Below are 25191 nucleotides of genomic sequence, written 5' to 3'. Positions count from 1 at the left end.
AACGCCCTGAGCTGCAAAGACCTCAGCCGGCGACGGTGAGCACGGCGACGGGGGCGGAGCGGAGAGCGGCCGGGATCTCGGCGGAGGCCGTGCCGTCCGGCCTCGTCTCGAGCACCGCGGTGGTGCCGTCCGCCCAGCGCGCGTCCGCCGTGGCCGCCAGCTCCGCGGGGAGCTCGATGGTCCCGGCCACGGGGTCCAGGGCGTGCAGGTGCACGCGCCCATCCGATCGGGTGTAGCTCCGCGGCGCCCCCGACCTCTCCGCCGCGCGGATCCAGGGACGCGTCCCGTAGACGGCCCCGCCGTTGACGCTCAGCCACGCCCCCATCTCGCGCATCGCCTGACGCTGGAGCTCCGGGATCGACCCGTCCGCTGCAGGTCCGACGTTGATCAGGAGGTTGCCGTTCTTGGCCACGACGTCCACGAGCAGGCGGACGAGCGCCGCTCCCGAGAGCGAGTGCCGCTCGTCCTCCGCCTGGTTGTAGCCGAACGAGTAGCCGAGGCCTCTGGTCGACTCCCAGGGATGCTCGACGATGTCCGGGATGTGGGTGTACTCCCGGGTGAGGAACCCGTGGTACGGAACGCCCCACCGGTCGTTCACGACGCCCTCGGGCACACGGGAGAAGTACCGTCGCAGGAGCGCCGCCACGGCGTAGTCCTCCTCCCCCTTGCCGCCGTCGGGCCACTCGATGTCGTTCCAGAGGACATCCGGCGCGAAGCGCTCGATCAGCTCGTCGACCTGCGCGGCGGAGTAGCGCGCGAAATGCGCGTCGTTGCGTCGGAACCGGAACAGGTCCGTGTCCGACTCGATCGCCGGGAAGTCGCTGACGTGCCAGTCCAGCGCGCCGGAGTAGTAGACGCCGAACCGCGCGCCCGCCCGCCGGGTGGCGTCGTGGAACTCGGCGATCAGGTCGCGGCGCGGACCGCGGCGCACCGCGTTGAACCCGGTCGTCCCTGTTCCCCACAGGCAGAAGCCCTCGTGATGCTTGGTCGTGGGGACAATGTAGCGGGCGCCCGCGTCGACCAGCTCGCCGACGAACGCGCCGGCGTCGAAGGCCGACGCGTCCCACCGGTCGGCCAGATCCTCGTACGAGACCCCGGGCCCGTAGAGGCGCTGATGGCGCTCCCAGGTCGGGCTCCCCGGGATGCGCACGGTGTTCCCGTACCACTCCGCGTACTGATGCCAGGCGTAGGCGTCCTCGGTGGGGATGTTCACCCCGTCGCCGTGCTGGACGGCCCAGGCGGGCACCGAGTACAGCCCCCAGTGCACGAAGAAGCCGAGCTTGGCGTCCCGATACCACTCCGGGACGCCCTGGGTTGGATACTGCGGGCTCGCCACTCCGAGGTCGGGCCCCGTCCTCGTCTCGAAGTTCATCATGCGCCGGCCTCCTCGCCGCGTCGGCTCACGACGGGCGTGAGCGCAGGATCCCCTGTGGTGTCGAACGGGTAGACGCCGGGGGCCAGGCGATGATGCCCCAGACGCAGCAGGTCCTGATCCACACCTCCCGGGGTGAGCGCCAGGATCCACTCGGCCGCAAGCTCGTGGAGCTCGGGCTCGAGATAGCCGATCTTCACGATGATCACGTCGGCGTCCTCGGGGTCGATCCCGAGCATCCGGAAGTCGTCGAGGCGATGGAACGGCTTGCGCCGCTCGGTGATGATCGCGTACACGCTTCCGGAGCGGACCACCGCCTGGGTGCCTGCGTCCGGGTCGCCCTCCGTGATCGAGAGCACCTCGCCGGAGATCGTCACCGGGCCGCGGGGACCGGGGTCGACGCGGCCTCCGACGGAGAGCGTCGCCGAGGCGCCGACCCCCGCGGTCACCGCCTGCGCGACCGCGGCGGCGTCGAACACCGATGCGTGCACCACCATGTGGTCCCCCATCGCCAGATCGTCCCGCGCGAGCAGCTCGCCGAGCGTCCAGGAGACGTCGCCCGCACCGCCCGCGGTGGGGTTGTCGCCGGAGTCCGAGATCAGGAACGGGCGCACAGCGCCAGAAGCCAGCGCCCGAGCCGGCGCTCGGTCCAGCGCCTGATCGAGGGCATCGCCGAGCGTCGCCGTCGGACCGACGAACGCGAAGTCCGCGCGGGCGTCCCAATAGGCGCGGGCGAGGCGCTCCGCCTCACGGGCGATGACCCGGCGGTCGTCGCCCGTGACCATCACGATCGCCATGTTGCGGGGCTCGTCGGCCCAGGCATAGCCGACCCAGACCGCCGCGTCCACGACGCCGTCCAGCGCTTCCACTTCCGGAAGCCGTTCGTAGATCCCCTTCGCCGGCTCGAGGCGCGTGCTCGTCTTCTCCCCGGGGAGGAGGACGGGAACCGGGACCCACGCCTTGTACGGACGGCGACGGAGCGGATCGGCGCCGTGCTCTCCGCGCAGCCGGGCGAGCAGGTTCCAGACCGCGCGCTCCTTCGTGTTCAGCCAGTCCTCGTGCGGAGCCATCCGGTAGCAGGTGAGGAGGTCGATCTCGTCGCGCAGGATCTCGGAGACGTTGCCGTGCAGATCCATCGAGGTGGAGACGAGGGTGTCCGGCCCCAGGGCATCGCGCACGGCGGTGGTCAGATCCCCCTCCGCGTCGGTCATCCCGATGACGCTCATCGCGCCGTGGATGTCCAGGAAGAACCCGTCGAACGGGCCCTGCGCCCGGATGCCGGAGACGATCGCCTCCTTCATCCGGCGATAGGTGTCCGGATGGACCGCGCCGCCGGGCAGGGAGCGTCCATGGTGGATCGGCACCCACTCCGCGGCCTCGCGGAGCTCGCGCCCCTCGTCCAGGAACGGGTAGTAGGCGAGCAGATCGGCACCGGCGCGGATCGTGAACGCCTCGTCGCCCGAGACGTGCGGGGAGAAGGTGCTGGATTCGATCGAGATGCCGCCGATGCCGATCCTCGGCCTGGCAAGGCCTCCCGGGGACACCGGAGGAAGCTCCCCCATCCAGATCTCATGCGCTTCGGGTCGCTCGGTCACGGCGGCACTCCTGTCAGACGATGGCGTAGGGGGCGGTTGCGGCGGCGAGCGCCGCGGCGCCGAGGGCCACGACGTCGCCGTCGAGAACGGCGGGGACGACCCGCAGCGGGAAGCCGGAGACCGGGGCGTCCGTCCGGAGCGTCCGCAAGATCGCGGGCTCCAAGACGTCCCAGGCGTTCGCGAGGCCTCCGCCGACGACCACGAGGTCGAGATCGAGCAGGGAGGCGGTGATCGAGGCGGCGAGGGCGACCGCTCGCCCCGCCGCGGCGAAGACCTCGATCGCGGCCGGCTCGTCGGCGCGTGCCCGCTCGGCGATCTCCGGGGCGGAGAGCGTCTCGCCGGTCCGCTCGGCGTAGCGGAGGGCGATCGAGGTCCCCGAGGCGAGGGTCTCCAGGTGCCCGATCTGTCCGCAGGTGCAGAGGAGATCGCTGAACCCCGGGATGTGGCCGATCTCCCCCGCCGCGCCGTTGGCGCCGTGATGGAGCTCGCCGTCCAGGACGATGGCCCCGCCCACGCCCGTGCCGAGCATGACGCCGAGCACGTTCGCCTCACCGGCGGCGGCTCCCCAGCGCAGTTCGCCGAGGAGGAAGGCGTTGACGTCGTTCTCGATCCGGACGGGGACCCCGAGCCGTGCGGACAGCTCCTGGGCGAGCGGATAGCCCGCCCAGTCCGCGAACGTGGCGGAGGCCGCGACCACTCTTCCGGCGGCCTGATCGATCACTCCCGCAGCCCCCACGCCGACGGCCGCCACGACCACGTCGGCCTCGGCGCCCAGACGTGCGACGAGGCCCGACGCCGCGTCCGCCATCGCGGGGCCGCCCTCCCTGGCCGGGGCCGGGACCGTCCCGCGAGCGAGGACCCCGCCTGCCCCGTCGGCGAGGACCGCCGAGATCTTCGTCCCGCCGATGTCGATGCCCGCCGTCACTCGGGCGCGCGCGTCTCCGGGGGCGCCGTGGCCCCATGGTGCCCTGTCGCTCATCGTCCGCCGAGCCCCGCCATCGCGATGCCCTTGACGAGGTGCTTCTGCAGTGCGATCACGAGGACGGTCGTGGGGATCATCGAGATGATCGCCGCGGCCATCTGCAGGTCCCACCGGGTGCCGGTGAGACCGGAGAAGCTCGCGAGGCCGACCGGCAGCGTGCCGTGGGCGTTGTAGTCGACCGTCACGATCAGCGGCCACAGGTAGCTGTTCCAGAACGTCAGGAAGGTGAACACCGCGAGCACCGCCACCGCCGACTTCGACAGCGGCAGGATGATCCGGAGGAAGGTGCGGACGGGGCCTGCGCCGTCCACGCGCGCGGCCTCCTCCAGCTCATAGGGGATCCCGCGGAAGAACTGGCGCATGAGGAAGGTGCCGAACGCCCCGAAGGCGAACGGGAGGACCAGCGCCTGATAGGTGTCGACCCAGTTGAACCACTGCATCACCTGGAACATCGGGATGACGAGCACCTCGGCGGGGACCATCAGGGTCGCCAGGAACAGGATGAACACGGCGTCGCGCCCCTTCCACCGGAGGCGCCCGAAGGCGTATCCGGCGGTCGTGGAGACCACGAGCACGACGAGCGTCCCCAGGATCGCGACGATGAACGAGTTCACGATGTAGGTGACGAACGGGCCGTAGGCGAAGACGTCAGCGAAGTTGCCCCATCGCAGCTCGGAGCCGATCAGCGTCGGCGGCATCGAGAACATCTCGGTGTTCGGCTTCAGCGCCGAGAAGAACGCGTAGACCAGCGGCGAGATGAAGATCAGCGCCGCGACGTAGATGGCGATGTGGGCGAGGATCCGCCGGAACCGTGCCCCCGGCGTCATCGTGGCGCCCCTGGCCCTGGGGCCTGCGGAGTCCTTCCGGCGGCCCCGGGCATCGGAGGCCTGCACCAGCGTCTCAGTGCTCATAGTGCACCCACTTCTTCTGCGCGGCGAACTGGAACGCGGTGATGACGATGATGATCGCGAAGAGGATCCAGGCGCCCGCCGCGGCGAGACCGAGGTCTCCGAAAGTGAAGCCCTGCTCCCAGATGTACATCACCAGCGGTTTGGTGGCGTTTCCCGGCCCTCCGCCGGTGAGCATCTGCGGTTGGACGAAGACCTGGAGGCTCGTGATCATCGTCATGATCGTCGCGAAGAAGATCGCCGGGGAGATCATCGGGATGATCACGCTCCACACCCGGCGGAAGCCCTGCGCGCCGTCGATGCTCGCCGCCTCCAGGACGCTCTCGGGGAGCTGCTCCAGGGCGGCGGAGAAGATCAGCATGTTGTAGCCGAGTCCCTGCCAGACGCTCATGACGACCACCATGACCATCGCCCAGGACGGGTCGGCGAGGAAGTTGGGGAGCTGGATGCCGAACCAGCTCTGCGAGACGCCGTTGACGAGCCCCTGCGGCTGCAGGAGCATCTTCCAGACCAGGACGTTCGCGACCATCGGCGTCACGACCGGGATGAAGAAGAGCACCCGCAACGCGCCCCTGCCCCGGATGCGGGGGCCGAGACCGAGGGCGAGCAGGAGCGAGAGCGCGATGCTGAGCGGGACGTAGAGGATCGTGTACACCGCGGAGTTGCGCAGTGCCGGCCAGAAGTCGGGGCTGCTGGTGAAGAGCTTCACATAGTTGTCGACGCCGCTGAAGGTCCGGTCCCCGAAGGTCGGCCAGTTGAAGACGCTCATCACGATCGAGAGCCCGACGGGCACGATCGTGAACAGGGCGAGCCCCACCAGGGCTGGGCTGGCGAATCCCAGCGCCTGGCGGGCCTCGACCTTCGCGAGCGATCCTCGACGTGTGGTCGTGATCGTCATCTCGGTTCTTTCCTCTGTCTCCTGCGGGCGGACGCGGATGCCGGTGCGCTCAGTTGCCGAACTGCGACTGGGCGTTGGAGAGCAGCTCCTCCATCGTCATCTGGCCGTTGTAGACGCTGACGAGGTTCGGCTGGATGTAGCTGTCCAGCTTCTGCCAGTTCTTGGTCATGTAGAGCGGCACCGTGTCTCCGAAGGCCGCCTCGAAGACGGTCTTCACCTGGTCGCGGTACTGCGCGTCGATCGACTCGAAGTACAACGGCTGCGACGACAGGCGCGCCGGGTAGGAGCGGCCGGAGGAGGCGATGTAGTCCTGCGCCTCCTGCCCGAGCAGGGAGCCGAGCACCTTCAGCGCAGCCTCGGGGTTCTTGCAGGTCTTGGAGATGCCGTACCCGGAGCCGAGGATCGGGCCGGGGTTGCCCTTCGCGCCGGCCGGGAGCGGGACCATCCCGGCCGCGAAGCCGGACTCGTTCTTGAGATAGCTCACGGCGTTCCAGGTACCGTCGACCGCCATCGCGGCGTTGCCGCCGGTGTACTGGTTCTCGCCCCATCCGGTGTCGGAGGCCGACGCGACGGGGGCGGCGACCTTCTTGTCGACGACCAGGCCCGCGTACCAGGAGGCCGCGTCGACGAACTTCTTGTCGTCGATGTGCAGCGTGCCGTCCTCCGATGCGGGCTGGGACGCGGAGTAGGCGATCGGCATCGACATCCACTGGTAGCCGCCCATGCCCATGCCGAAGCCGTACTTGCCGTCCTTCGTCGCCTTCGCGGCGATCGCGTCGAAGTCGTCGAACGTCCAGCCGACCTCCGGCGTCGGTGCGCCGGCCGCCGTCAGCAGATCCTGGTTGTAGTACACGAGCATCGTGGCGACGTCGAAGGGGACTCCATAGAGCTTGCCCTCGAAACTCAGGATCCCTTCCGCACTGGGGTTGAACTCCTTCCAGTCGAGGCCGGCCGTCTTGAGGTCCTCGGCGCTGAGCTCGCGGAAGCCGCCGGTGTAGCCGCCGAGCTGCGCGCCGCTCATCCCCGTGATGCACGCCATGTTGCCGCTGGCCATGTTCGTGGTGAGCTTGGTGAAGAAGTCGCTCCACGGCGCGGTCTGCAGCTTGATCTCGATGTCGGGGTTCTGCTTCTGGGCGAGGGCGATCTGCGCCTTCAGCGCGTCGGTGTCCGACTCGCTCCCCGACCACATGTCGACGACGATCGCGTCACCGTCGGACGCGGGTGCGCCGCCGCCGCTGCAGCCGGCGAGGACGAGCGCTGCGCTCGCGGTGAGAGCCGCCGCAGGAACGAGGTGAATCTTCTTCATTGAATGCCTCCTCAGGCACGACTGGCGATTCTTCGTTCGAGATCGAACCAAGTTGATCGGGTTGTTCCATAATCCTGACAGATCATCCCACCTTTCGCCAGCCGAACATCGGATGTTTGATCCGCATCGTGAGATATTCGTGATGTTCTCGGGAACTTGCGTCGAGTCGCACAGAACAGAGATCCGAGGTATGTGCGCGCACACCAACAACGGCGCCCGGCGCGAACGCCGGACGCCGTGTGGCTCGCCGTGCGGATCAGGACGACGCGAGGGTGATCTCGATCACCGGGACCAGCACATCGGGCCGCTGGACGGGGAGGTGCACGGTCAGAGTCCCCTCCGCCTCCCCGGCAGGGGTCAGGTAGTCGGCCTGCTGCCCCGGATCGGTCACGGACGTCCGCAGCCAGGATCCGTCGTGGAGGAGTCGCGCATAGGTCGCCTCTCCCCCGAGCCCCGGCAGGTGGACGAAGCCGAGGGGCCAGGAGAACAGGTGCAGGTAGAGGCGATCGCCCCGCCGCGTGTAGACGCCCTCCCGCGGCGGGACGTGTGCGGTGTGCCCGGCGCCCACGACGGCATCGCGGTGCAGACGCATCCACTCGCCGATCTCCGCGAGGACGGCCTCGTCGCGGGGCGCGATCGCCCCCCGCCCGTCCGGGCCGACGTTCAGGAGCATGTTCCCGTCCATCGAGACCGAGTCGGCCAGCATGCGGACGAGCATCTCGGCCGACTTCCGGTCGTGGTTGTCCCGGTGATAGCCCCACGAGCCGTTGATCGTCTGACAGGCCTCCCAGACCTGCGGGACGCCGTCCTTCACGATCGGAGACGTGGGCTGGTACTGCTCCGGCGTGACGAAGTCCGCGGGGATCCCCAGCCTGTCGTTCACCAGCATCCCGGGCTGGAGCTCACGGCAGAGCGCGAGCAGCTCCTCGGCCGCCCAGTCCCCCGGCCCTTTGCCGTCCCAGCCGTCGCGGTGCTCGGGATAGGTGAAGTCGAAGAAGAGGTAGTCGATCTCGCCGTAGCCGGTGAGCAGCTCGCGCACCTGACCGTGCAGGTACTCCCGGTAGCGCGCCATGTCCCGCCCCGCATTGCGCTCGCGCTCGATCTCGTCGCCGCGACGGGGGTGGTTCCAGTCGACGGTGAAGTCCGGGTGGCTCCAGTCGATCAGCGAGTGGTAGAGGCCGACCCGCAGCCCCTCCTCCCGGAGCGCGTCGACGTACTCGCGCACGAGATCGCGCCCGCAGACGGCGACCGACGTGACCTCGGTGAGGGCGGAGTCCCAGAGGCAGAAGCCGTCATGGTGCTTGGTCGTGAGCACCACGTACCCCATCCCCGTCGCCTTGGCCCGACGGGCGAGGGCGCGCGCGTCGAACAGGTCGGGGTCGAAATGGTCGACGTACGGACGGTACTCCTCGGCGGTCAGCCGCTCGTAGTTCTGCACCCACTCGTGCCTCGCCGCGCCGCTGTACGCACCGAAGTGCACGAACATGCCGAACCGTGCCTCATCGAACCATTCCTGCCGCATCATCGCTCCCTCGGGGTCGGATGCCCCCATCTTCGCACAGACATCGGATGTCTGGTGAAACGCCGGATGGGCGCCCCCCTGAGGGACGCCCATCCGTGAGGATCGACCGCAGAGCGGTGTGGGGTCAGCGTGCGGCGCTGCCCTCGACGTAGTCCTCGTCGGTCTGCTTCCACGCGAAGAGCGCGCGGAGCTCCTTGCCGGTGGCCTCGATCGGGTGCCCCTGCTCCTTCTCGCGGAGGGCGAGGAACTCGGGGGCGCCGTTGTCCTGGTCCTCGATGAAGCGCTGGGCGAATGCTCCGGACTGGATGTCGGCGAGGACGTCCTGCATGCGCTCCTTGACGCCGGCGTCGATGATGCGCGGCCCGGAGACGTAGTCGCCGAACTCGGCCGTGTCGGAGATCGACCAGCGCTGCTTGGCGATGCCGCCCTCCCACATGAGGTCGACGATGAGCTTCAGCTCGTGCAGCACCTCGAAGTACGCGATCTGCGGCTGGTAGCCGGCCTCGACCAGCGTCTCGAAGCCCGCCTGCACGAGGTGGCTCATGCCGCCGCAGAGCACGGCCTGCTCGCCGAAGAGGTCCGTCTCCGTCTCCTCGGTGAACGTCGTCTTGATGACGCCGGCACGGGTGCCGCCGATCGCCTTCGCGTAGGAGAGGGCGGTGGCCCAGGCCGAGCCCGAGGCGTCGCGCTCGACGGCGATGATGTCCGGGATCCCGCGGCCCGCGACGAACTCGCGGCGCACCGTGTGGCCGGGGGCCTTCGGCGCGATGAGGATCACGTCGACACCCTCGGGGGCATCGATGTAGCCGAAGCGGATGTTGAAGCCGTGGGCGAAGGCGAGGGTCTTGCCCGCGGTCAACTTGTCCTTGATGGACTCGGTGTAGATCGTGCGCTGGTGCTGGTCCGGCGCGAGGATCATGATGAGGTCGGCCCACTCGGCGGCGTCCGCCACGGTCTTCACCGGGAAGCCGGCCTCCTCCGCCTTCGCGATCGAGGCGGAGCCCTCCTTGAGGGCGATCGCGACCTCGACGCCGGAGTCGCGGAGGTTCATCGCGTGGGCGTGGCCCTGCGAGCCGTACCCGACGATCGCGACCTTCTTGCCCTGGACGATCGACAGGTCGGCGTCGGCGTCGTAGTAGATCTCGGTGCTCACTGGTGTCTTCTCTTTCTCTTCTGAGGTTTCTCTTCTGAGGTTTCGATGTCTCGGCGGACGGGCCGCCGGATGTCAGCCGCGCAGGACGCGCTCGGTGATGCTCTTGCCGCCGCGACCGATCGCGAGGAGGCCGGACTGGGCCAGCTCCTTGATGCCGAAGGGTTCCAGCGCGCGCAGGAGCGCCTCCACCTTGCCCTTGTCGCCGGTGACCTCGATCACCAGCGCGTCCGAGGCGTAGTCCACGACGGAGGCACGGAACAGGTTCACGACCTCGATCACATGGGAACGGCTGTTGTTGTCGGCACGGACCTTCACGAGCATGTGCTCGCGCTGGACCGAGGCCGACGGATCCAGCTCGACGATCTTGATGACGTTGATCAGCTTGTTCAGCTGCTTCGTCACCTGCTCCAGCGGAAGCTCCTCGACGTCGACCACGACCGTGATGCGGGACACGCCCGGCACCTCGGTGACGCCGACCGCGAGGGACTCGATGTTGAACCCTCGCCGGGCGAACAGCCCGGCGACACGGGTCAGCAGACCGGGGGTGTTCTCCACCAGGAGACTCAGCACGTGGGTGGACATGGCTCAGATCTCCTCGTCGAACGCCGGGGCGTGGTCGCGCGCGTACTGGACATAGCTGTTGCTGACGCCCTGCGGGACCATCGGCCACACCATCGCATCCGCGCTCACCACGAAGTCGATCACCACGGGGCGGTCGTTGGTCTCCAGCGCCGTCTTGATGGCGGCGTCGACGTCCTCCTCCTTCTCCACCCGGATCCCGAGGCAGCCGTAGGCCTCGGCGAGCTTGACGAAGTCGGGGATGCGGATCGTCCCGTGCCCGGTGTTCAGGTCGGTGTTCGAGTGCCGTCCGTCATAGAACAGCGTCTGCCACTGGCGCACCATCCCGAGCGAGGAGTTGTTGATGATCGCGACCTTGATCGGGATCTTGTTGATGACGCAGGTCGCGAGCTCCTGGTTCGTCATCTGGAAGCATCCGTCGCCGTCGATCGCCCAGACGACGCGGTCAGGCTCCGCGACCTTCGCGCCCATCGCCGCGGGGACCGAGTAGCCCATCGTCCCGGCTCCGCCGGAGTTCAGCCAGGAGTTCGGACGCTCGTACTTGATGAACTGCGCCGCCCACATCTGGTGCTGGCCGACGCCGGCGGCGTAGACCCCCTCGGGCCCTGTGAGCTCGCCGATGCGCTGGATCACGTGCTGCGGGGCCAGGAGCCCGTCGGTCGTCGGCGCGAACCCGAGCGGGAACTCCGCACGGAGCCCGTCGAGGTAGGACCACCACTCCTCGGTGTCGGCCTTGCCGTCGCCGGCGAGACCGCGGTAGGCGGTCTCCAGATCGGTGAGCACATCGCGCACGTCCCCCACGATCGGCACATCAGCCGTGCGGATCTTGGAGATCTCCGCCGGGTCGATGTCGACGTGGACGACCTTGGCATGCGGCGCGAAGAGCGCCGCCTTCCCCGTGACGCGGTCATCGAACCGCGCGCCCAGCGAGACGATGAGGTCGGCCTCCTGGAGTGCGAGCACCGCGGGCACGGTCCCGTGCATGCCGGGCATGCCGAGGTGCTGCGGATGCGAGTCCGGGAAGGCGCCCCGCGCCATCAGCGTCGTGACCACGGGCGCGCCGGTCGTCTCGGCGAGCTCGCGCAGCTCGGCCGACGCGCTTCCCCGGATGACGCCGCCGCCCACGTAGAGGACGGGCTTCTTCGCCGCGGCGATCATCGCCGCCGCCGCCTGGATCTGCTTGCCGTGCGCCTTCGTCACCGGCCGGTAGCCGGGGAGGTCGTAGCGAGGCGGCCAGATGAAGGGCGCGACCTCCTGCTGGGCGTCCTTGGTGATGTCCACGAGCACCGGGCCTGGCCGGCCGGTCCCCGCGACCTCGAAGGCCGCGGCGATCGCGCCGGGGACGTCCGACGCCTTCTTGACCAGGAAGGAGTGCTTGGTCACGGGCATCGTGATGCCGACGATGTCGGCCTCCTGGAAGGCGTCGGTGCCCATCAGCGTGGAGAACACCTGGCCGGTGATCGCCACGATCGGCACCGAGTCCATGTAGGCGTCGGCGATCGCGGTGACGAGGTTGGTCGCGCCGGGGCCCGATGTCGCGATCGTGACGCCGATGCGCCCGGAGGCCGAGGCGTAGCCCTCCGCGGCGTGTCCGCCGCCCTGCTCGTGGCGGACGAGGATGTGCCGGACGGAGGACGAGTCCATCAGCGGGTCGTAGACGGGGAGGATCGCCCCGCCGGGAATGCCGAAGACATCGGTGACCCCGAGGAGCTCGAGGGAACGGACGACGGCTTCGGCTCCCGTCAGCTCGGGAGCTGCAGCGGGACGGGCGGGCGGGCGTGGCACGGCCTGCGCGGTGTCTGCGGTCATGGGATTCCTTGCGATCGATGATCTTGATGACGGTCGTCGCGCCGCAGCGGGCGGCACGACGCCTCAGCCCGTCGTCGCTCCTTCGGCAGCGGAGCGCACGAGTCGGGAGTACTTGGCCAGAACGCCTCGGGTGTAGCGCGGAGGAAGAGGTTCCCAGCCTTCGCGGCGGGAGCTCAGCTCGGACTCCTCGACGAGTAGGTCGAGAGTGCGAGCCGCGATATCGACCCGAATAAGATCACCATCGCGCACGAAGGCGATGGGACCAGCGTCCACCGCTTCGGGTGCTATGTGGCCGATGCACAGGCCGGTTGTGCCGCCTGAGAATCGTCCGTCCGTCAAGAGTAGTACATCTTTTCCGAGCCCCGCGCCCTTGATGGCGGCGGTGATCGCGAGCATCTCCCGCATGCCCGGTCCGCCCTTGGGGCCCTCGTAGCGGATCACGATCACGTCTCCGGCGTTGATCTCCCCCGCGGCGAGGGCGTCCATCGCACCGCGCTCGCGCTCGAAGACGCGTGCCGGGCCCTCGAAGACGTCGGCGTCGAAGCCGGCCGACTTCACGACCGCGCCCTCCGGGGCCAGGGAGCCGTGCAGGATCGTGATGCCGCCGGAGGCGTGGATCGGGTTGTCGAACGTGTGGATGACCTCGCCGTCGATCGGGTCGGGGTCCAGCTCCCGGAGGTTCTCGGCGAGGGTCTTGCCCGTTACGGTGAGCGCATCGCCGTGGAGCAGCCCCTCGTCCAGCATCGCCTTCATGATCACCGGGATGCCGCCGTGGCGGTCGACGTCGTTCATGACGTACTTCCCGAAGGGCTTCATGTCCGCGACGTGCGGGGTCTTGCTGCCGATTCGGTTGAAGTCGTGGAGGCTGAGCTCGATCTCCGCCTCGCGGGCGATGGCGAGGAGGTGGAGCACCACGTTCGTGGAGCCGCCGAGCGCCATCGCGAGGGCGATCGCGTTCTCGAAGGACTCCTTGGTGAGGATGTCCTTCGTGGTGATCCCCTGGCGGAGGAGCTCGACCACGGCCTCGCCGGAGCGGTGGGCGTAGTAGTCGCGGCGACGGTCGGCGGACGGCGGTGCGGCCGATCCGGGGAGGCTCAGTCCGAGCGCCTCGGCGACCGAGGCCATCGTGTTGGCGGTGTACATGCCGCCGCAGGCGCCCTCACCGGGCGCGAACGCGCACTCGATCCGCTTCAGATCCTCCTCGCTCATGCGTCCGGCGCGGCAGGCGCCGACGCCCTCGAACGAGTCGATGATCGTGATGTCCTTCTCCGTGCCGTCGGAGAGCTTCACCCAGCCGGGGGCGATGGATCCGGCGTAGAGGAACACGCTGGACAGCCCCAGCCGGGCGCTCGCCATGAGCATCCCGGGGATGGACTTGTCGCAGCCGGCCAGGAGCACGGTGCCGTCCAGGCGCTCGGCCATGATGACGGTCTCGACGGAGTCGGCGATGACCTCGCGGGAGACGAGCGAGAAGTGCATGCCCTCGTGGCCCATCGAGATCCCGTCCGAGACGGAGATGGTGCCGAACTGCAGCGGATAGCCGCCGCCGGAGTGCACGCCCTCCTTCGCGCCCTGCGCGAGGCGGTCAAGGCTCAGGTTGCAGGGCGTGATCTCGTTCCAGCTCGACGCGATGCCGATCTGGGGCTTGTCCCAGTCTTCATCCCCCATGCCGACGGCGCGGAGCATGCCGCGGGAGGTCGTGGCCTCGATGCCGTCGGTGACGACACGGCTGCGGGGTTTGATGTCGATGTCGGGACGTGCGCCGAGCACGTCGGCGGAGGGCTCGTTCGGGGACATGAACGCAGTCTATTCCCGCGCGGAGGACCTCTCTTGCGCGAGGGCGCCGAGGAGTGGGGCGATCTGTTGTGGGCTCTCCACACGCAGGTCCGCCGCCGTCTCCCCCGGGCCCACCCGCACGCCGATGTCCTCGGCGCCGAGGGTCTGCAGCGCGTCCTCGTCGGTCACGTCGTCGCCCGCGAACAGCACGCCGGTCGCCCCGTAGTGCGCGCGGAGCCGGGCGATGGCGACGTCCTTGCCCTCGATCCGCCAGGAGAACTCGCGGATGTGATGACCCGTCCGGCGCCGCCATCCGGGGATGCGGCCGGCCGCCCATCGGTCGACCAGCGCGAAGACGCGCTCCTCGTCCTCCGCGGTCGCCCTCCGTGCGTGGATGCCGAACCCGAAGGTCTTGGGCTCGAACTCGACCCCGGGCACGACGAGGGCGATGGCCTTGACCTCGTCCTCGATGCCGGCGCGGTCCTCCGGGTCGCCGGACGCCGGGTCCGCGTCAGCCTTCTCGCCGTCACCCGCGTCGTCCCCCTCGCCCGGGAACCAGTACTGCGCGCCGTGGGACCCGGCGAGCGCGAGCGGCGAGCGGTCGTCATGCTCGGTGATCACGCGCAGGTGGTGCATGCTCCGCCCGGAGACGTACGCCACGACCGTGTCCGGGAGGGCGGCGAGCCGGGCGACGGCGGCGGCGACCTCCGGCAGCGCTCGGGCGGCCATCGGATCATCCACGTGCAGGGAGGCCGTCCCGTCGAAGTCGAGGGCGACCAGCAGGCGAGGCGTGCCGGCGAGCGCCGTCAGCGCGGGGTCTTCGGTCTCGGGCGTCCAGGTCCGTGCCATTCGTGTCCTCCGGTGCGTCGCGATCAGAACCCGTCCAGTATCCCCCGCAGCGATCGGGCCGCCGGGACCCGTCACGGCCGTGCGGCGCTGACCTGGCGGAGCGCGGCGAGGAACGACCGCGACCAGGCGTCCACATCGTGCTCCAGGACCCGTTTGCGCAACGACCTCATCCGTCGGCCCTGCTCCGCTGGCGGCATGTTCACCGCGACCAGGATGGACTCCTTCAGCCCCTCGATGTCATGGGGGTTGACCCGGACCGCCTGGCGCAGCTCGTCGGCCGCCCCGGTGAACTCGCTGAGCACCAGCACGCCGCGGTTGTCGTCGCGGGTGGCGACGTACTCCTTCGCGACGAGGTTCATGCCGTCGCGGAGCGCCGTGACCAGCATGACGTCGGCGGCGAGATAGAGCGCGACCATCTCCTCGCGGGGGAACCCCTGGTGCAGGTACCGGATGGCGGTGTGGTCCATCGTGTCGTGGTTGCCGTTGATCCGGGCGACCGCGAGCTCGATCTCGTCACGGAGGTGCACATAGGCGTCCACCCGCTCGCGGCTGGGGCTGGCCACCTGCACGAACGTGACGTCCTCGACCGAGAGCCTGCCCTGGTCCAGCAGCTCCCCGTACGCCTTGATCCGGTGACGGATCCCCTTGGTGTAGTCGAGCCGGTCGACGCCGAGGAGGATCTTCCGCGGGTTCCCCAGCCCCTCGCGGATCTCCGCGGCCCTGGCGCGGACGTCCGGACGCGCGGCGAGCTCCAGATAGGGCTGGGTGTTGATCGAGATCGGGAAGGCCCGCGCGACGACCCGCCGTCCGGCCGTCCCGTCCTCCGGAACCGTCACGACGGTCGCCCTGACCTCGTAGCGGAGCCGTCGCCGCACGGCGGTGAGGAAGTAGGTCGCGTCCTGCGCCCGCTGGAAGCCGATCACGTCGGCGCCGAGGAGCCCCCTCAGCACCTGGTCGCGCCAGGGCAGCTGCGCGTAGAGGCCGTGGGCCGGGAACGGGATGTGGTGGAAGTAGCCGATCGTGACATCCGGTCGGAGCTCGCGCACCATCTGCGGGACCAGCTGCAGCTGGTAGTCGTGGACCCACACCGTCCCGCCGTCGGCGACCGCGTCGACCGCCGCCTCCGCGAAGCGGCGGTTCACCCGCACGTAGGCGTCCCACCACTCCCGGTGGTACTGGGGCGAGGAGATCACGTCGTGATAGAGCGGCCAGATGGTGTCGTTGGAGAAGCCCTCGTAGTACTCCTCGACCTCGAGCGCCGAGAGCCGCACCGGGACGAGCCGGATGCCGTCGGCCTCGAAGGGTGCGAGGTCCAGGTCCGCCTGCCCTGCCCAGCCCACCCAGGCGCCCTCGACGCCGTGCATGACGGGCTCGAGGGCGGCGACCAGGCCGCCGGGAGACGTCCGCCAGCTCTCCTCGCCCTCGGCGCTCACCACCCGGTCGACGGGGAGGCGGTTGGCGACGACGACGAACTCAGCGCTGGGCATGGTGCTCCTCCTGGTGATGGACGGCGTCTCCAGGCTATCGACCCGGACGGGAGGGCACCGGTCAGCGTCCGCCGCGGTTGAGCATCGCGTTGACGATGCCGGCCGCCACCACGACTCCCGCGGCGCCGACCGGGAGCAGGAGCGCGGTCGCGGAGCCGGCGCTCTGCGCCACCGCGCCCGTGACCGCCGCGCCGATCGACTGCCCCACGATGATGGCGGAGCCGAGCATCGTCATCACCGTCGCCGAGCGCCCGGCGGGGCTGAGAGCGGCGCCGAGGCTGTACTGCGTCACGAGCGTCGGTCCGATCCCCGCGCCCATGACCGCGAGGGCCAGGACCATCCCCGCGACGTCCGTCGTGATCGGCAGGAGCAGGGAGCCTGCGAACAGGATCCCGGCGAACGTCAGCCAGCGGGCGCGGAGCGCGAACCGGGCGGGCAGGAAGGCCACCCCGAGTGCGAGCACCGCGGAACCGATCCCCATCACGCCGTACAGGAGCCCTGCGCCCTCAGGGTCGCCCCGATCGGCCATGAAGGAGGTGAGCGCGGTGAGCATGGTCCCGAAGAACAGGCCGACGCCGAGGATCCCGGCGACCACGACGAGCAGGCGGAGCCGGAACAGCTCGGACACCGCCGACGGGGCCTTCCCGTCCGCGCCCCGCAGCACCGAGACGTGCGCCCCGGACGGATGCAGCGCGAAGGCGCCCACGAAGAGGACCGTGAGGGCCGCCCCGATCAGGAGGGGCGCCGCCGGGGACAGCAGCGAGGCGAGGACGCCGACCAGGAACGGCCCGATCACGAACACCGTCTCGTCGGCGGCCGACTCGTACGCCATCGTGGACGACACGGTCCTGGGGCGCCGCTCCTCCGGGATGCGCTCGGTGATGAGGGTCATGAGGCGCGACCGGGACAGCGGCGCCACCTGCGGGGCCGTCGCCCCGATCGCGAACGCGCTGAGCAGGAGCAGCGAGGGCGGCAGCGTGCTGTAGACGACCGTCGCGAACAGGGCCAGGGCCGCGGCGTTCCCGCCGGCGAGGAGCAGCAGGACCCGGCGCTGCCCGAACCGGTCGGCCGCCGCTCCGAGGAGCGGCCCGAAGCAGGCGGTGCCGATCCCGACCGCGGCGGAGGTGAGCCCGCCGAGCGAGATCGAGCCGCGGGCGGCGACCGCGAGGGTGAGCACTCCGACGACCATCATCGCGAACGGCAGCCGGGCGACGAAGGCGATCAGGAAGTACGGGAGGCCGGCGAGCCGGAACAGACCGGGGGTCGGAACGGCCGTGGGCGTGTTGTGCGTCAGGGTCATGGCTCTCGTGCGTCGGTGGACGCAGGTCGGGTGCCGCCGCTGTCCGCCGGGGTGCCGGCGGTCGGTAGATGCACGGATGCATGGGCGTGCGCCGTGGCGTCACGCCGTGATCCATCGTATCGCGATGCGCTCGGGTGCTGCCGGGACACTTCCGGGTACCGTTGTCGCATGCGCAACTACCTCTTCGGAAGCGGGCTGTTCGCCGCCGTGGCCAGCGGGATCGCTCTGCTGCGCGGCTCGAAGGACGCGCCGGTCACCTGGCGCGCGCTGCTCGCCTGGCTCAGCTGGGGCATCACGCTCGCGCTGGCGATCGGCGCGATCGTCGACATCCGGCGCGACTCCCGCGGCGTCGCCGTCGCCCCGGACTCGCCGGTGGCCGAGACCCAGCTCAAGCGCGCCCGCAAGGACGCCAAGCGCGCCGCGAAGAACGCCTCCTGAGCGGACGTCAGCGCGTGAGGATCAGCGCTTCGCCCTGACCGCCGCCGCCACACAGCGCGACCACGGCCGTCCCTCCCCCGCGGCGGACCAGCTCATGCGCCATGTGCACCACCAGCCGGCTCCCCGAGGAGCCGATGGGGTGCCCGATCGCGATGCCGCCGCCGTGGATGTTCACGATGTCCTCGGTGAGACCGAGCTCGGTCTGCGAACGGGCGACGACCGCGCCGAAGGCCTCGTTGATCTCCACCAGGTCGAGGTCCGAGACCGCGATGCCCTGCTTCCGCAGCGCCTTCTCGATCGCCCGCGCGGGCTGCGCGTGCAGGGAGTTGTCGGGGCCTGCGGTCTGACCGCTCGCGCCCACCGTGACCAGCACCGGCCATCCATGCGCCTCCGCGGTGGCCCGGGTGGTCACGATCACGGCCGAGGCGCCGTCCGAGATCTGTGAGGAGTTGCCCGCGGTGATCGACCCGCCCTCGGCGAAAGCGGGCCGGAGCCCGGCGAGCGTCTCCGTGGTGGTCCCGGGGCGCACGCCCTCGTCCGCGGTGAGGACGACCGGATCCCCCTTGCGCTGCGGCACCGTCACCGCGACGATCTCCGCATCGAACAGGCCGGCCTCCTGGGCCGCGGCCGCGCGCTGGTGGGAGCGGGCAGCGATCGCGTCCTGCTCTGCACGCGTCACCTCGAAGCGGGCGTTGTGCCGCTCGGTGGAGGCTCCCATGCTCTCGCGGTCGTAGGCATCGGTGAGGCCGTCGTAGGCCATGTGGTCCAGCACCTCGACGCTGCCGTAGGCCCAGCCGTCCCGCGACCCCATCAGGAGGTGGGGCGCACGGGTCATCGACTCCATGCCGGCGGCGACCACGGTCTCCGCATCACCGGTGCGGATCATCCTGGCGGCATCGATCACGGCCGTGAGCCCGGACAGGCAGACCTTGTTGACCGAGTGCGCGGGGACGTCCCAGCCGATGCCCGCGCCGACTGCCGCCTGCCGGGCGGCGTTCTGCCCGGAGCCGGCGGCCAGGACCTGGCCGACGATGACGGCATCGATGTCGGCCGGATCCACGCCGCCCTGATCCAGGGCGCCGCGGATGGCCATCGCGCCGAGCTGCGGGGCGGTGAACGGGGCGAGCTGCCCCTTCAGCCGTCCCTGCGGCGTCCGCGCCGCGGCCACGACGACGATGTCCTCTGCGGTGATGTCCTCTGTGGTGGTGAGCGTTCCGGTCATGATTCCTCCAGCCCTTCGGCGACGGCCAGTCCTTCGGCGATGGCCAGTGGCGGCTCCGTCGCATCGATCACGTCCTGTGCCGAGACGCCGGGCGCGGTCTCGACGAGCACCAGCCCCTCGGGCGTCACATCGATCACCGCGAGATCCGTGATGATGCGATCGACGACACCGCGGCCGGTCAGCGGCAGCGAGCACTCTCGGACGATCTTCGCCGAGCCGTCCTTCGCGACGTGCTCCATGAGCACGATCACGCGTCCGGCGCCGTGCACGAGGTCCATCGCGCCGCCGGGCCCCTTGACCATCTTCCCCGGGATCATCCAGTTGGCGAGATCGCCGGAGACCGACACCTGCATCGCACCGAGGATCGCGGCGTCGATCTTCCCGCCGCGGATCATCCCGAAGCTCGTCGCCGAGTCGAAGTAGGCGGCGCCGGGGAGGACCGTGACGGTCTCCTTGCCCGCGTTGATGAGATCGGGGTCGACGTCCTCCTCCACGGGGTACGGGCCGACCCCGAGGATCCCGTTCTCGGACTGCAGGACCACCGTCACGCCCTCGGGCACGTGGTTCGGGACCAGAGTCGGGAGGCCGATGCCGAGGTTGACGTAGGAGCCGTCGGCCAGCTCCTCGGCGGCCCTGGCCGCCATCTCGTCCCTGGTGCGCGTCATGTCATTCCCCTTCTCTGACCGATTCTCTGGCCGGGCGGACCGTCCGGCGCTCGATGCGCTTCTCGATGTCGGTGCCGACCTCGACGATGCGGTGCACGAAGACGCCGGGCAGGTGCACGTGATCGGGATCCAGCTCGCCCGGCTCGACGAGGCGCTCCACCTGCGCGATGCAGATGCGTCCGGCCATCGCCGCGAGCGGATTGAAGTTGCGCGCCGCCTTGGTGAAGACGAGGTTGCCGTGCCGATCCCCGACCGCGGCGTGGACCAGGGCGTAGTCCGTCCTGATCGCCTCCTCCAGCACGAACTCCCGAGGGCTCCCGTCCACGTCGAAGGTGCGGACGTCCTTCCTCGGAGAGCCCACCGCGATCGTGCCGTCGGGGTGGTATCGCCGCGGCAGCCCGCCCTCGGCGACCTGCGTGCCGACCCCGGTCTGGGTGTAGAAGGCGGCGATGCCCGAACCGCCGGCACGGAGCTTCTCGGCGAGCGTGCCCTGGGGGGTGAGCTCCAGTTCGAGGCTCCCGTCGAGGAACTGACGCTCGAACTCCTTGTTCTCGCCGACGTACGAGGAGGTCATCTTGCGGATCCGCTGCGCGCCGAGGAGGATCCCCAGCCCCCAGTCGTCGACGCCGCAGTTGTTGCTGACGATGCTGAGGTCCTTCGTCCCCTGGGCGAGGAGCGCCTCGATGAGGGCGATCGGATTGCCGGAGAGTCCGAAGCCGCCGACGGCGAGCGATGCGCCGTCGGCGATGTCGGCGACGGCCTCGGCGGCGGACGGCCATTGCTTGTCGATCACGCGGCACTCCTTCGTGGCGGTTTCCCTCCAGCATCCGCCGCGCCGGCGACCGATGCCAACCCGATGGTTGCCATATGGCCATGGCTCCGGGTAGCGTCCACATTGTGGGATCAACGGGATCGGCCGGGCGCAGCGTCCCCGGCGCACAGGCCGTCGCGCGTGCGGCGTCCCTGCTGCGGCTCGTCACCGGGGCAGCTGACGGCGCGACCCTCCAACAGCTCTCCCACGACGCGGGACTCAGCCGCTCGACCACCCACCGGCTGCTCGCCGCACTCCGCTTGGAGGGCCTGGTGGACCAGGACGAGGCGACATCCCGCTGGATGCCGGGTCCCGAGCTCTATCTCATGGGAACCGTGGCGGCGGCCCGCTACGACGTGACCGAGCTCGCACGGGACATCGTCCGATCGCTCGCGGTCAAGACCGAGGAGAGCGCGTTCCTCTCGGTACGACGCGCGGATGAGACGGTGTGCCTCCTCCGCGAGGAGGGGGCGTTCCCGATCCGCTCCTTCGTGCTCAGCGAGGGCGTGCGCTTCCCGCTGGGCGTCGCGAGCGCCGGCCTCGCGATCCTGTCGTTCCTCCCTGACCACGATGTGGATGCCTACCTCGATCGCCACCCCGAGCTCGTCGAGCACTGGGGGCGCGCGCACGGCTCGTCGCCGCTGCGGACGCGACTGGCCGAGACGAAGGCGCGCGGCTACGCGGTCAACCCGGGGCTGATCGTGGAGGGGAGCTGGGGAATGGGGGCCGCGGTGTTCGACCGCGAGGGTCGCCCGGAGTGGGCGCTGAGCCTGACGGGCGTCGAGTTCCGCTTCGGCCCGGACCGGCTCCCCTCGCTCGGACGCACCCTGCTCGCCCACGCCCACCAGCTCTCCTCGCGCATCGCCGGCGCGCGGCGCTGACCGCGCCCAGATGACCCGGGACGCCCCAGGCGCCCCGAGCGTTCCGGCCTTCGCCGCCGGTGCAACCAGATAGATACCATGAGGTATATACTCGAAGCATGAATAGCGGCGAGACCATCCAGTCGATCGTGTTCTCGGCGCATGCCCTCACCCGGATCGCCGCGCACACCACCGGCAACGAGACGCCGGCGGCGCAGTGGCGGGCGCTGAGCCTGCTCGCCTCCGACGGGCCGCTCCGCATCGGCGAGCTCGCCCGCGCGAGCCGCACCACCCAGCCGGGCATGACCCGCCTGATCGGCCAGCTGGAGCAGGAAGGGCTCGTCCGCCGCTCCAGCGATCCCGAGGACTCCCGCGCGACCGTCGTCTCCGTCACCGACGACGGGCGCGCAGCGATCCTCGCCTGGCGTCACGAGCTCCAGCAGGCGCTGGAGCCGCGGTTCGCCGACCTCTCCCCCGACGACTGGGCGATCCTTGCCCGTGCCGCCGAGATCCTCCGCACCCGCACCATCTCGGAAAGGACCACGCGTTGACCTCCTCGCCCACCTCCACCCCCTCGATCTGGCGACAGCCCGCCCAGGTCTGGGCCGTCGCCTTCGCCTGCGTCGTCGCGTTCATGGGCATCGGGCTCGTCGATCCGATCCTCCCGGCCATCGCGGACTCCCTCCACGCCACCGCCGTCCAGACCGAGCTGCTGTTCACCAGCTACCTTCTGGTCACCGGGCTCGCGATGCTCGTGACCAGCTGGATCTCCAGCAGGATCGGCGCGAAGGCCACTCTGCTGGTGGGGCTCGCGCTCATCGTCGCGTTCGCGCTGCTCTGCGCGCTGAGCGACAGCGTGGACGCCGTCATCGGCTTCCGCGCCGGCTGGGGACTCGGCAACGCGCTGTTCATCTCGACCGCGCTCGCCACGATCGTGGGCGCCGCGAGCGGCGGCAGCAGCGCCGCGATCATCCTGTACGAGGCGGCGCTCGGACTCGGCATCGCGATCGGCCCGCTGCTCGGCGGACTGCTGGGCGAGCAGAGCTGGCGCGGACCATTTTTCGGCGTCGTCGCCCTGATGGCGATCGCCTTCGTGGCCGTGCTCCTCCTGCTGCGCGGCCCCGGTGAGAAGCGCGACCCCGTGCCGTTCAGCGCGCCGTTCCGCGCCCTGCGCCGCCCGGCCCTCGCCGTCCTCGCGATCGCCGCGCTCTTCTACAACATCGGGTTCTTCGTGCTGCTCGCGTTCTCGCCGTTCCCGCTCGGGTTCAGCGCCATCGGCATCGGGCTGACCTTCTTCGGCTGGGGTCTGGGACTCGCGATCACGAGCGTCTGGGTCGCCCCGATCCTGATGCGGCGCATGCCGATCACGCGGATCATCGTGATCGTCCTGCCGCTGCTGGCGGCCGACCTCATCGTGGCAGGGTTCCTCGTCTCCTCCCCCACCGCCCTGGTGGTCTGCATCATCGTGGGCGGGCTCCTGCTGGGGATCATGAACACCGTGCTGACCGAGGCGGTCATGGAGGCCACCGACCTCCCCCGTTCGGTCGCCTCCTCGGCCTACTCCGCCGTGCGGTTCCTCGGCGGAGCGGTCGCCCCGCCCCTCGCGGCCCTCCTCTGGCACACGTTCAACGCCACCGTGCCGTACCTGTTCGCGGCGGGGTCAGTCCTGATCGCCGCCCTGGTCGTGTTCCTCGGACGGCGAGCGCTCGCGCACATCGACCGCGGGTCGCACGACGCCGCGGAGGACGCCGAGGCCGTCCTCGTGGGAGACGCCGCCTGAGCCTCGCGCCGGGCACGTCTCCTCAGTCGACCTCGAGGTCGTCCAGGTCCAGGTCGTCGTCCAGCTGGCAGCGGATCGTCGACCCCGGGTACTGCTCGGGAGCGAGGTAGAGGAGCACGATGACTCCGTCGGCGAAGACCAGGACACCGTCGAGGGCGATGTCCGCGGCGAGGACGGCCTCCTGATCGACGGAGTCCTCGTCGTCGCCGTAGGCCGCCGCGGTGAGTTCGGCGATTACCTCGTGCTCCCTCGCGTCGAGGACCTCCTCGGTCAGCCGCGCCAACGCGTGCTCGATGACGCCGCGCATCCGGTCGACGTCGGGAGCCGACTGATCCCGTTCCTCGTCACCACCGCCATCGCCGTCCTCATCGCCGCCGTCGTCGGCCTCCTCCACATCGAGGTCCTCGTCGTCCACGGCGAACTCCACCGTCACATGGCGTTCACCGGGAAGCAGCGCCGTCGCCGTGAGCGCTCCCTCCTCATCGATGTCGATGTCTTCAAGATCGATCATGTCGCCTCCTCGAATGGCCATGATCCCACTTCGATCCGACTCGACGGAAGGGGCCTTCCCCGTCGCCGATGCGCGTCAGCAGGCGAGGAACCGCCCCTCGACCGTGGCCGCGACCACGATGTCGTCCGGTTGGAACTCCATCGCCGGCGCGTCCACGGCGGTGAGGGAGAAGGCTGCCGCGCGCATCGCGGGCATCGGGGATCCGCTGGATGCACCCGGTGAGGAGATGAGGCCGACGTCCGCGATCTCCACCGGCTCCACCGTCTGCCGCCCGAGTGCCTCGGCGTAGGCGGTCGCGCGCGCCACCGCCACGCCGACGGCCGATGCGGCGACCTCCCGCTCGACACGCGCCCGGGTCTCTGGAGTGAGCTGCCAGTGCGTCCCCCCAATCGTGACGCCGTCCCACACGGCGACCTCCGTCGCCCAGACCGACAGCTCCGACAGATCCGAGAAGGTCGCCGTGAACGAGACCGTCGCCGTGTAGACGACGGCCAGCCGCTTGCCCTCGCTGTTCCACGGCCGCTCCGCACGGACGGAGAGCCGGGTGCTCGACCATTCGGCGATGCTCTGCGCGGCCTCTCGGGCGACGAGCCCCTCGCGCACGGGAGCCGCCAGGGCGAGGGCCCGCGCGACGACCGCCTCGCGGTCCGCGCCCTCCTGCCCGACCGAGAGCTGGATGATGGCGCGCTCCGGCGCGATGCGCACCTCATGCTCGCCGCGGACCGTGATCGTGACGTCGCTCATGGACGCGACTCTACGGCACGGAATGGCGCGGCTCCCCGAAGCGTTGTAGTCTGAGATGCTCGGGTGCCACGGCAGCCGAGGACAACTCCACAGTGATGACAGCGGCTCCTTCGAGAGAAGGTCCACGGGGCTGATCGGTTTCGACAGCGCCTGTGAATCCACGAGAAGCGGGCCGAGGATGCAGGGTTATCTCGTGAACGCTCCCTGCAAAAACAATAAGTGCCGAAACCAAGCGCACTGACTTCGCCCTCGCTGCCTAAGCGAGCCCGATAGTCCGTCAGGCCGTATGTGATTCCGATACGGATCCTGGCGTCATCTAGGAATCTTGCTGTGCGACGGCGTCTGGACGTCGTACGGGACTCTTCCCAGGCTGGGCCTGTCGACTTAGGTGTCTATGACAAAGGTCGGGGCCGAGCAGAACGTCTTCATAGACTGCGCCCGGAGAAGGCGTGGAGACTCAGCGTTGGACGGGGGTTCGATTCCCCCCAGCTCCACCAGCCGCTGTCACAATCAAAGAGGCCTGCCTCCCTAGTGAACGCTGGGGAGGCAGGCCTCTTTGCGTCTGTGGACCACTCGTCAGGCGGCGAGGTCTGCCCGCACTTTGAGGATCATCCGACCCTCAAG

Annotated in this window: 23 protein-coding genes and 1 other RNA gene; 5 read left to right on the top strand and 19 right to left on the bottom strand. The window is 69.9% G+C overall.

Annotated features, from left to right (window positions below; translation table 11 throughout):
- Nucleotides 1-22: 22 nt before the first annotated feature.
- The 14 genes from J2Y69_RS02250 to J2Y69_RS02185 all read right to left on the bottom strand — a co-directional run bounded on the left by J2Y69_RS02250 (nucleotide 23) and on the right by J2Y69_RS02185 (nucleotide 17536).
- Nucleotides 23-1375 (bottom strand): alpha-L-fucosidase, encoded by a 1353-nt coding sequence (locus J2Y69_RS02250; protein ID WP_310017103.1) that lies wholly within the window; start codon nucleotides 1373-1375, stop codon nucleotides 23-25.
- Nucleotides 1372-2934, bottom strand: a complete 1563-nt coding sequence (locus tag J2Y69_RS02245; protein ID WP_310017755.1) for a M81 family metallopeptidase — start codon at nucleotides 2932-2934, stop codon at nucleotides 1372-1374. The genes J2Y69_RS02250 and J2Y69_RS02245 overlap by 4 nt, the downstream gene beginning before the upstream one ends.
- A gap of 46 nt (nucleotides 2935-2980) precedes the next feature.
- Nucleotides 2981-3946 carry an ROK family protein gene (locus J2Y69_RS02240; RefSeq protein ID WP_310017100.1) on the bottom strand — a complete coding sequence of 322 codons (966 nt, stop codon included), beginning with the start codon at nucleotides 3944-3946 and terminating at the stop codon, nucleotides 2981-2983.
- A complete protein-coding gene (locus J2Y69_RS02235) occupies nucleotides 3943-4860 on the bottom strand; it encodes a carbohydrate ABC transporter permease (protein WP_310017098.1) in 918 nt (305 codons plus the stop codon). The genes J2Y69_RS02240 and J2Y69_RS02235 overlap by 4 nt, the downstream gene beginning before the upstream one ends.
- On the bottom strand, nucleotides 4850-5755 hold the full coding sequence (locus tag J2Y69_RS02230) for a carbohydrate ABC transporter permease (RefSeq protein ID WP_310017096.1): 906 nt from the start codon (nucleotides 5753-5755) through the stop codon (nucleotides 4850-4852). The genes J2Y69_RS02235 and J2Y69_RS02230 overlap by 11 nt, the downstream gene beginning before the upstream one ends.
- A 49-nt stretch (nucleotides 5756-5804) precedes the next feature.
- Nucleotides 5805-7061, bottom strand: coding sequence for an ABC transporter substrate-binding protein (locus J2Y69_RS02225; RefSeq protein WP_310017094.1), 1257 nt, complete (start codon nucleotides 7059-7061; stop codon nucleotides 5805-5807).
- Between the two features lie 256 nt (nucleotides 7062-7317).
- Nucleotides 7318-8586, bottom strand: a complete 1269-nt coding sequence (locus J2Y69_RS02220) for an alpha-L-fucosidase (protein ID WP_310017092.1) — start codon at nucleotides 8584-8586, stop codon at nucleotides 7318-7320.
- Nucleotides 8587-8707: 121 nt separating this feature from the next.
- Complete coding sequence (gene ilvC, locus J2Y69_RS02215; RefSeq protein WP_310017090.1) at nucleotides 8708-9736, bottom strand: ketol-acid reductoisomerase; 1029 nt, start codon at nucleotides 9734-9736, stop codon at nucleotides 8708-8710.
- A gap of 72 nt (nucleotides 9737-9808) precedes the next feature.
- A complete protein-coding gene (gene ilvN / locus J2Y69_RS02210; protein WP_310017087.1) occupies nucleotides 9809-10318 on the bottom strand; it encodes an acetolactate synthase small subunit in 510 nt (169 codons plus the stop codon).
- A 3-nt stretch (nucleotides 10319-10321) separates the two neighbouring features.
- A complete protein-coding gene (locus J2Y69_RS02205; protein ID WP_310017085.1) occupies nucleotides 10322-12124 on the bottom strand; it encodes an acetolactate synthase large subunit in 1803 nt (600 codons plus the stop codon).
- Nucleotides 12125-12187: 63 nt separating this feature from the next.
- A complete protein-coding gene (ilvD, locus tag J2Y69_RS02200) occupies nucleotides 12188-13921 on the bottom strand; it encodes a dihydroxy-acid dehydratase (protein WP_310017083.1) in 1734 nt (577 codons plus the stop codon).
- Between the two features lie 9 nt (nucleotides 13922-13930).
- Complete coding sequence (gene otsB / locus J2Y69_RS02195; protein ID WP_310017081.1) at nucleotides 13931-14749, bottom strand: trehalose-phosphatase; 819 nt, start codon at nucleotides 14747-14749, stop codon at nucleotides 13931-13933.
- Between the two features lie 71 nt (nucleotides 14750-14820).
- Nucleotides 14821-16236 (bottom strand): alpha,alpha-trehalose-phosphate synthase (UDP-forming), encoded by a 1416-nt coding sequence (locus J2Y69_RS02190; protein ID WP_310017079.1) that lies wholly within the window; start codon nucleotides 16234-16236, stop codon nucleotides 14821-14823.
- Nucleotides 16237-16297: 61 nt separating this feature from the next.
- Complete coding sequence (locus J2Y69_RS02185; RefSeq protein ID WP_310017077.1) at nucleotides 16298-17536, bottom strand: MFS transporter; 1239 nt, start codon at nucleotides 17534-17536, stop codon at nucleotides 16298-16300.
- A gap of 168 nt (nucleotides 17537-17704) precedes the next feature.
- On the opposite strand from J2Y69_RS02185, the gene J2Y69_RS02180 reads away from it, so the two are divergent.
- Complete coding sequence (locus J2Y69_RS02180) at nucleotides 17705-17974, top strand: hypothetical protein (protein ID WP_310017075.1); 270 nt, start codon at nucleotides 17705-17707, stop codon at nucleotides 17972-17974.
- Between the two features lie 7 nt (nucleotides 17975-17981).
- On the opposite strand, the gene J2Y69_RS02175 is transcribed toward J2Y69_RS02180, so the two are convergent.
- Genes J2Y69_RS02175 through J2Y69_RS02165 form a run of 3 tightly spaced genes read right to left on the bottom strand, consistent with a single transcriptional unit; the run spans nucleotide 17982 to nucleotide 20654 of the window.
- Nucleotides 17982-19166, bottom strand: a complete 1185-nt coding sequence (locus tag J2Y69_RS02175) for an acetyl-CoA C-acetyltransferase (protein WP_310017753.1) — start codon at nucleotides 19164-19166, stop codon at nucleotides 17982-17984.
- Nucleotides 19167-19192: 26 nt separating this feature from the next.
- The gene (locus J2Y69_RS02170; RefSeq protein ID WP_310017073.1) at nucleotides 19193-19861 is read right to left on the bottom strand and encodes a CoA transferase subunit B; all 669 of its coding nucleotides are present in this window, start codon (nucleotides 19859-19861) and stop codon (nucleotides 19193-19195) included.
- Nucleotide 19862: 1 nt separating this feature from the next.
- A complete protein-coding gene (locus J2Y69_RS02165) occupies nucleotides 19863-20654 on the bottom strand; it encodes a CoA transferase subunit A (protein ID WP_310017071.1) in 792 nt (263 codons plus the stop codon).
- Between the two features lie 104 nt (nucleotides 20655-20758).
- On the opposite strand from J2Y69_RS02165, the gene J2Y69_RS02160 reads away from it, so the two are divergent.
- The 3 genes from J2Y69_RS02160 to J2Y69_RS02150 all read left to right on the top strand — a co-directional run bounded on the left by J2Y69_RS02160 (nucleotide 20759) and on the right by J2Y69_RS02150 (nucleotide 23312).
- Nucleotides 20759-21553, top strand: coding sequence for an IclR family transcriptional regulator (locus J2Y69_RS02160; protein WP_310017069.1), 795 nt, complete (start codon nucleotides 20759-20761; stop codon nucleotides 21551-21553).
- Between the two features lie 98 nt (nucleotides 21554-21651).
- Nucleotides 21652-22083, top strand: a complete 432-nt coding sequence (locus J2Y69_RS02155; RefSeq protein WP_310017067.1) for a MarR family winged helix-turn-helix transcriptional regulator — start codon at nucleotides 21652-21654, stop codon at nucleotides 22081-22083.
- Nucleotides 22080-23312 carry an MFS transporter gene (locus tag J2Y69_RS02150; RefSeq protein ID WP_310017064.1) on the top strand — a complete coding sequence of 411 codons (1233 nt, stop codon included), beginning with the start codon at nucleotides 22080-22082 and terminating at the stop codon, nucleotides 23310-23312. Before J2Y69_RS02155 ends, J2Y69_RS02150 begins: the two co-directional genes overlap by 4 nt.
- A 22-nt stretch (nucleotides 23313-23334) precedes the next feature.
- On the opposite strand, the gene J2Y69_RS02145 is transcribed toward J2Y69_RS02150, so the two are convergent.
- Both J2Y69_RS02145 and J2Y69_RS02140 read right to left on the bottom strand, forming a co-directional pair.
- Entirely contained in the window at nucleotides 23335-23823 is a 489-nt protein-coding gene (locus tag J2Y69_RS02145; RefSeq protein WP_310017062.1) for a hypothetical protein, read from the bottom strand.
- 75 nt (nucleotides 23824-23898) lie between these two features.
- Nucleotides 23899-24567, bottom strand: coding sequence for an SIMPL domain-containing protein (locus J2Y69_RS02140; protein ID WP_310017060.1), 669 nt, complete (start codon nucleotides 24565-24567; stop codon nucleotides 23899-23901).
- A gap of 126 nt (nucleotides 24568-24693) precedes the next feature.
- Here J2Y69_RS02140 and ssrA point away from each other — a divergent pair.
- Nucleotides 24694-25064: a transfer-messenger RNA gene (gene ssrA, locus J2Y69_RS02135) on the top strand.
- The last annotated feature ends 127 nt before the right edge of the window (nucleotides 25065-25191 follow it).

Source organism: Microbacterium resistens (genome assembly GCF_031456305.1).
In the GTDB taxonomy this organism is placed as follows: Bacteria; Actinomycetota; Actinomycetes; order Actinomycetales; family Microbacteriaceae; genus Microbacterium; species Microbacterium resistens_A.
Note: the sequence above shows the minus strand (reverse complement) of the source record. Positions and strands in the feature narration are given on the sequence as shown.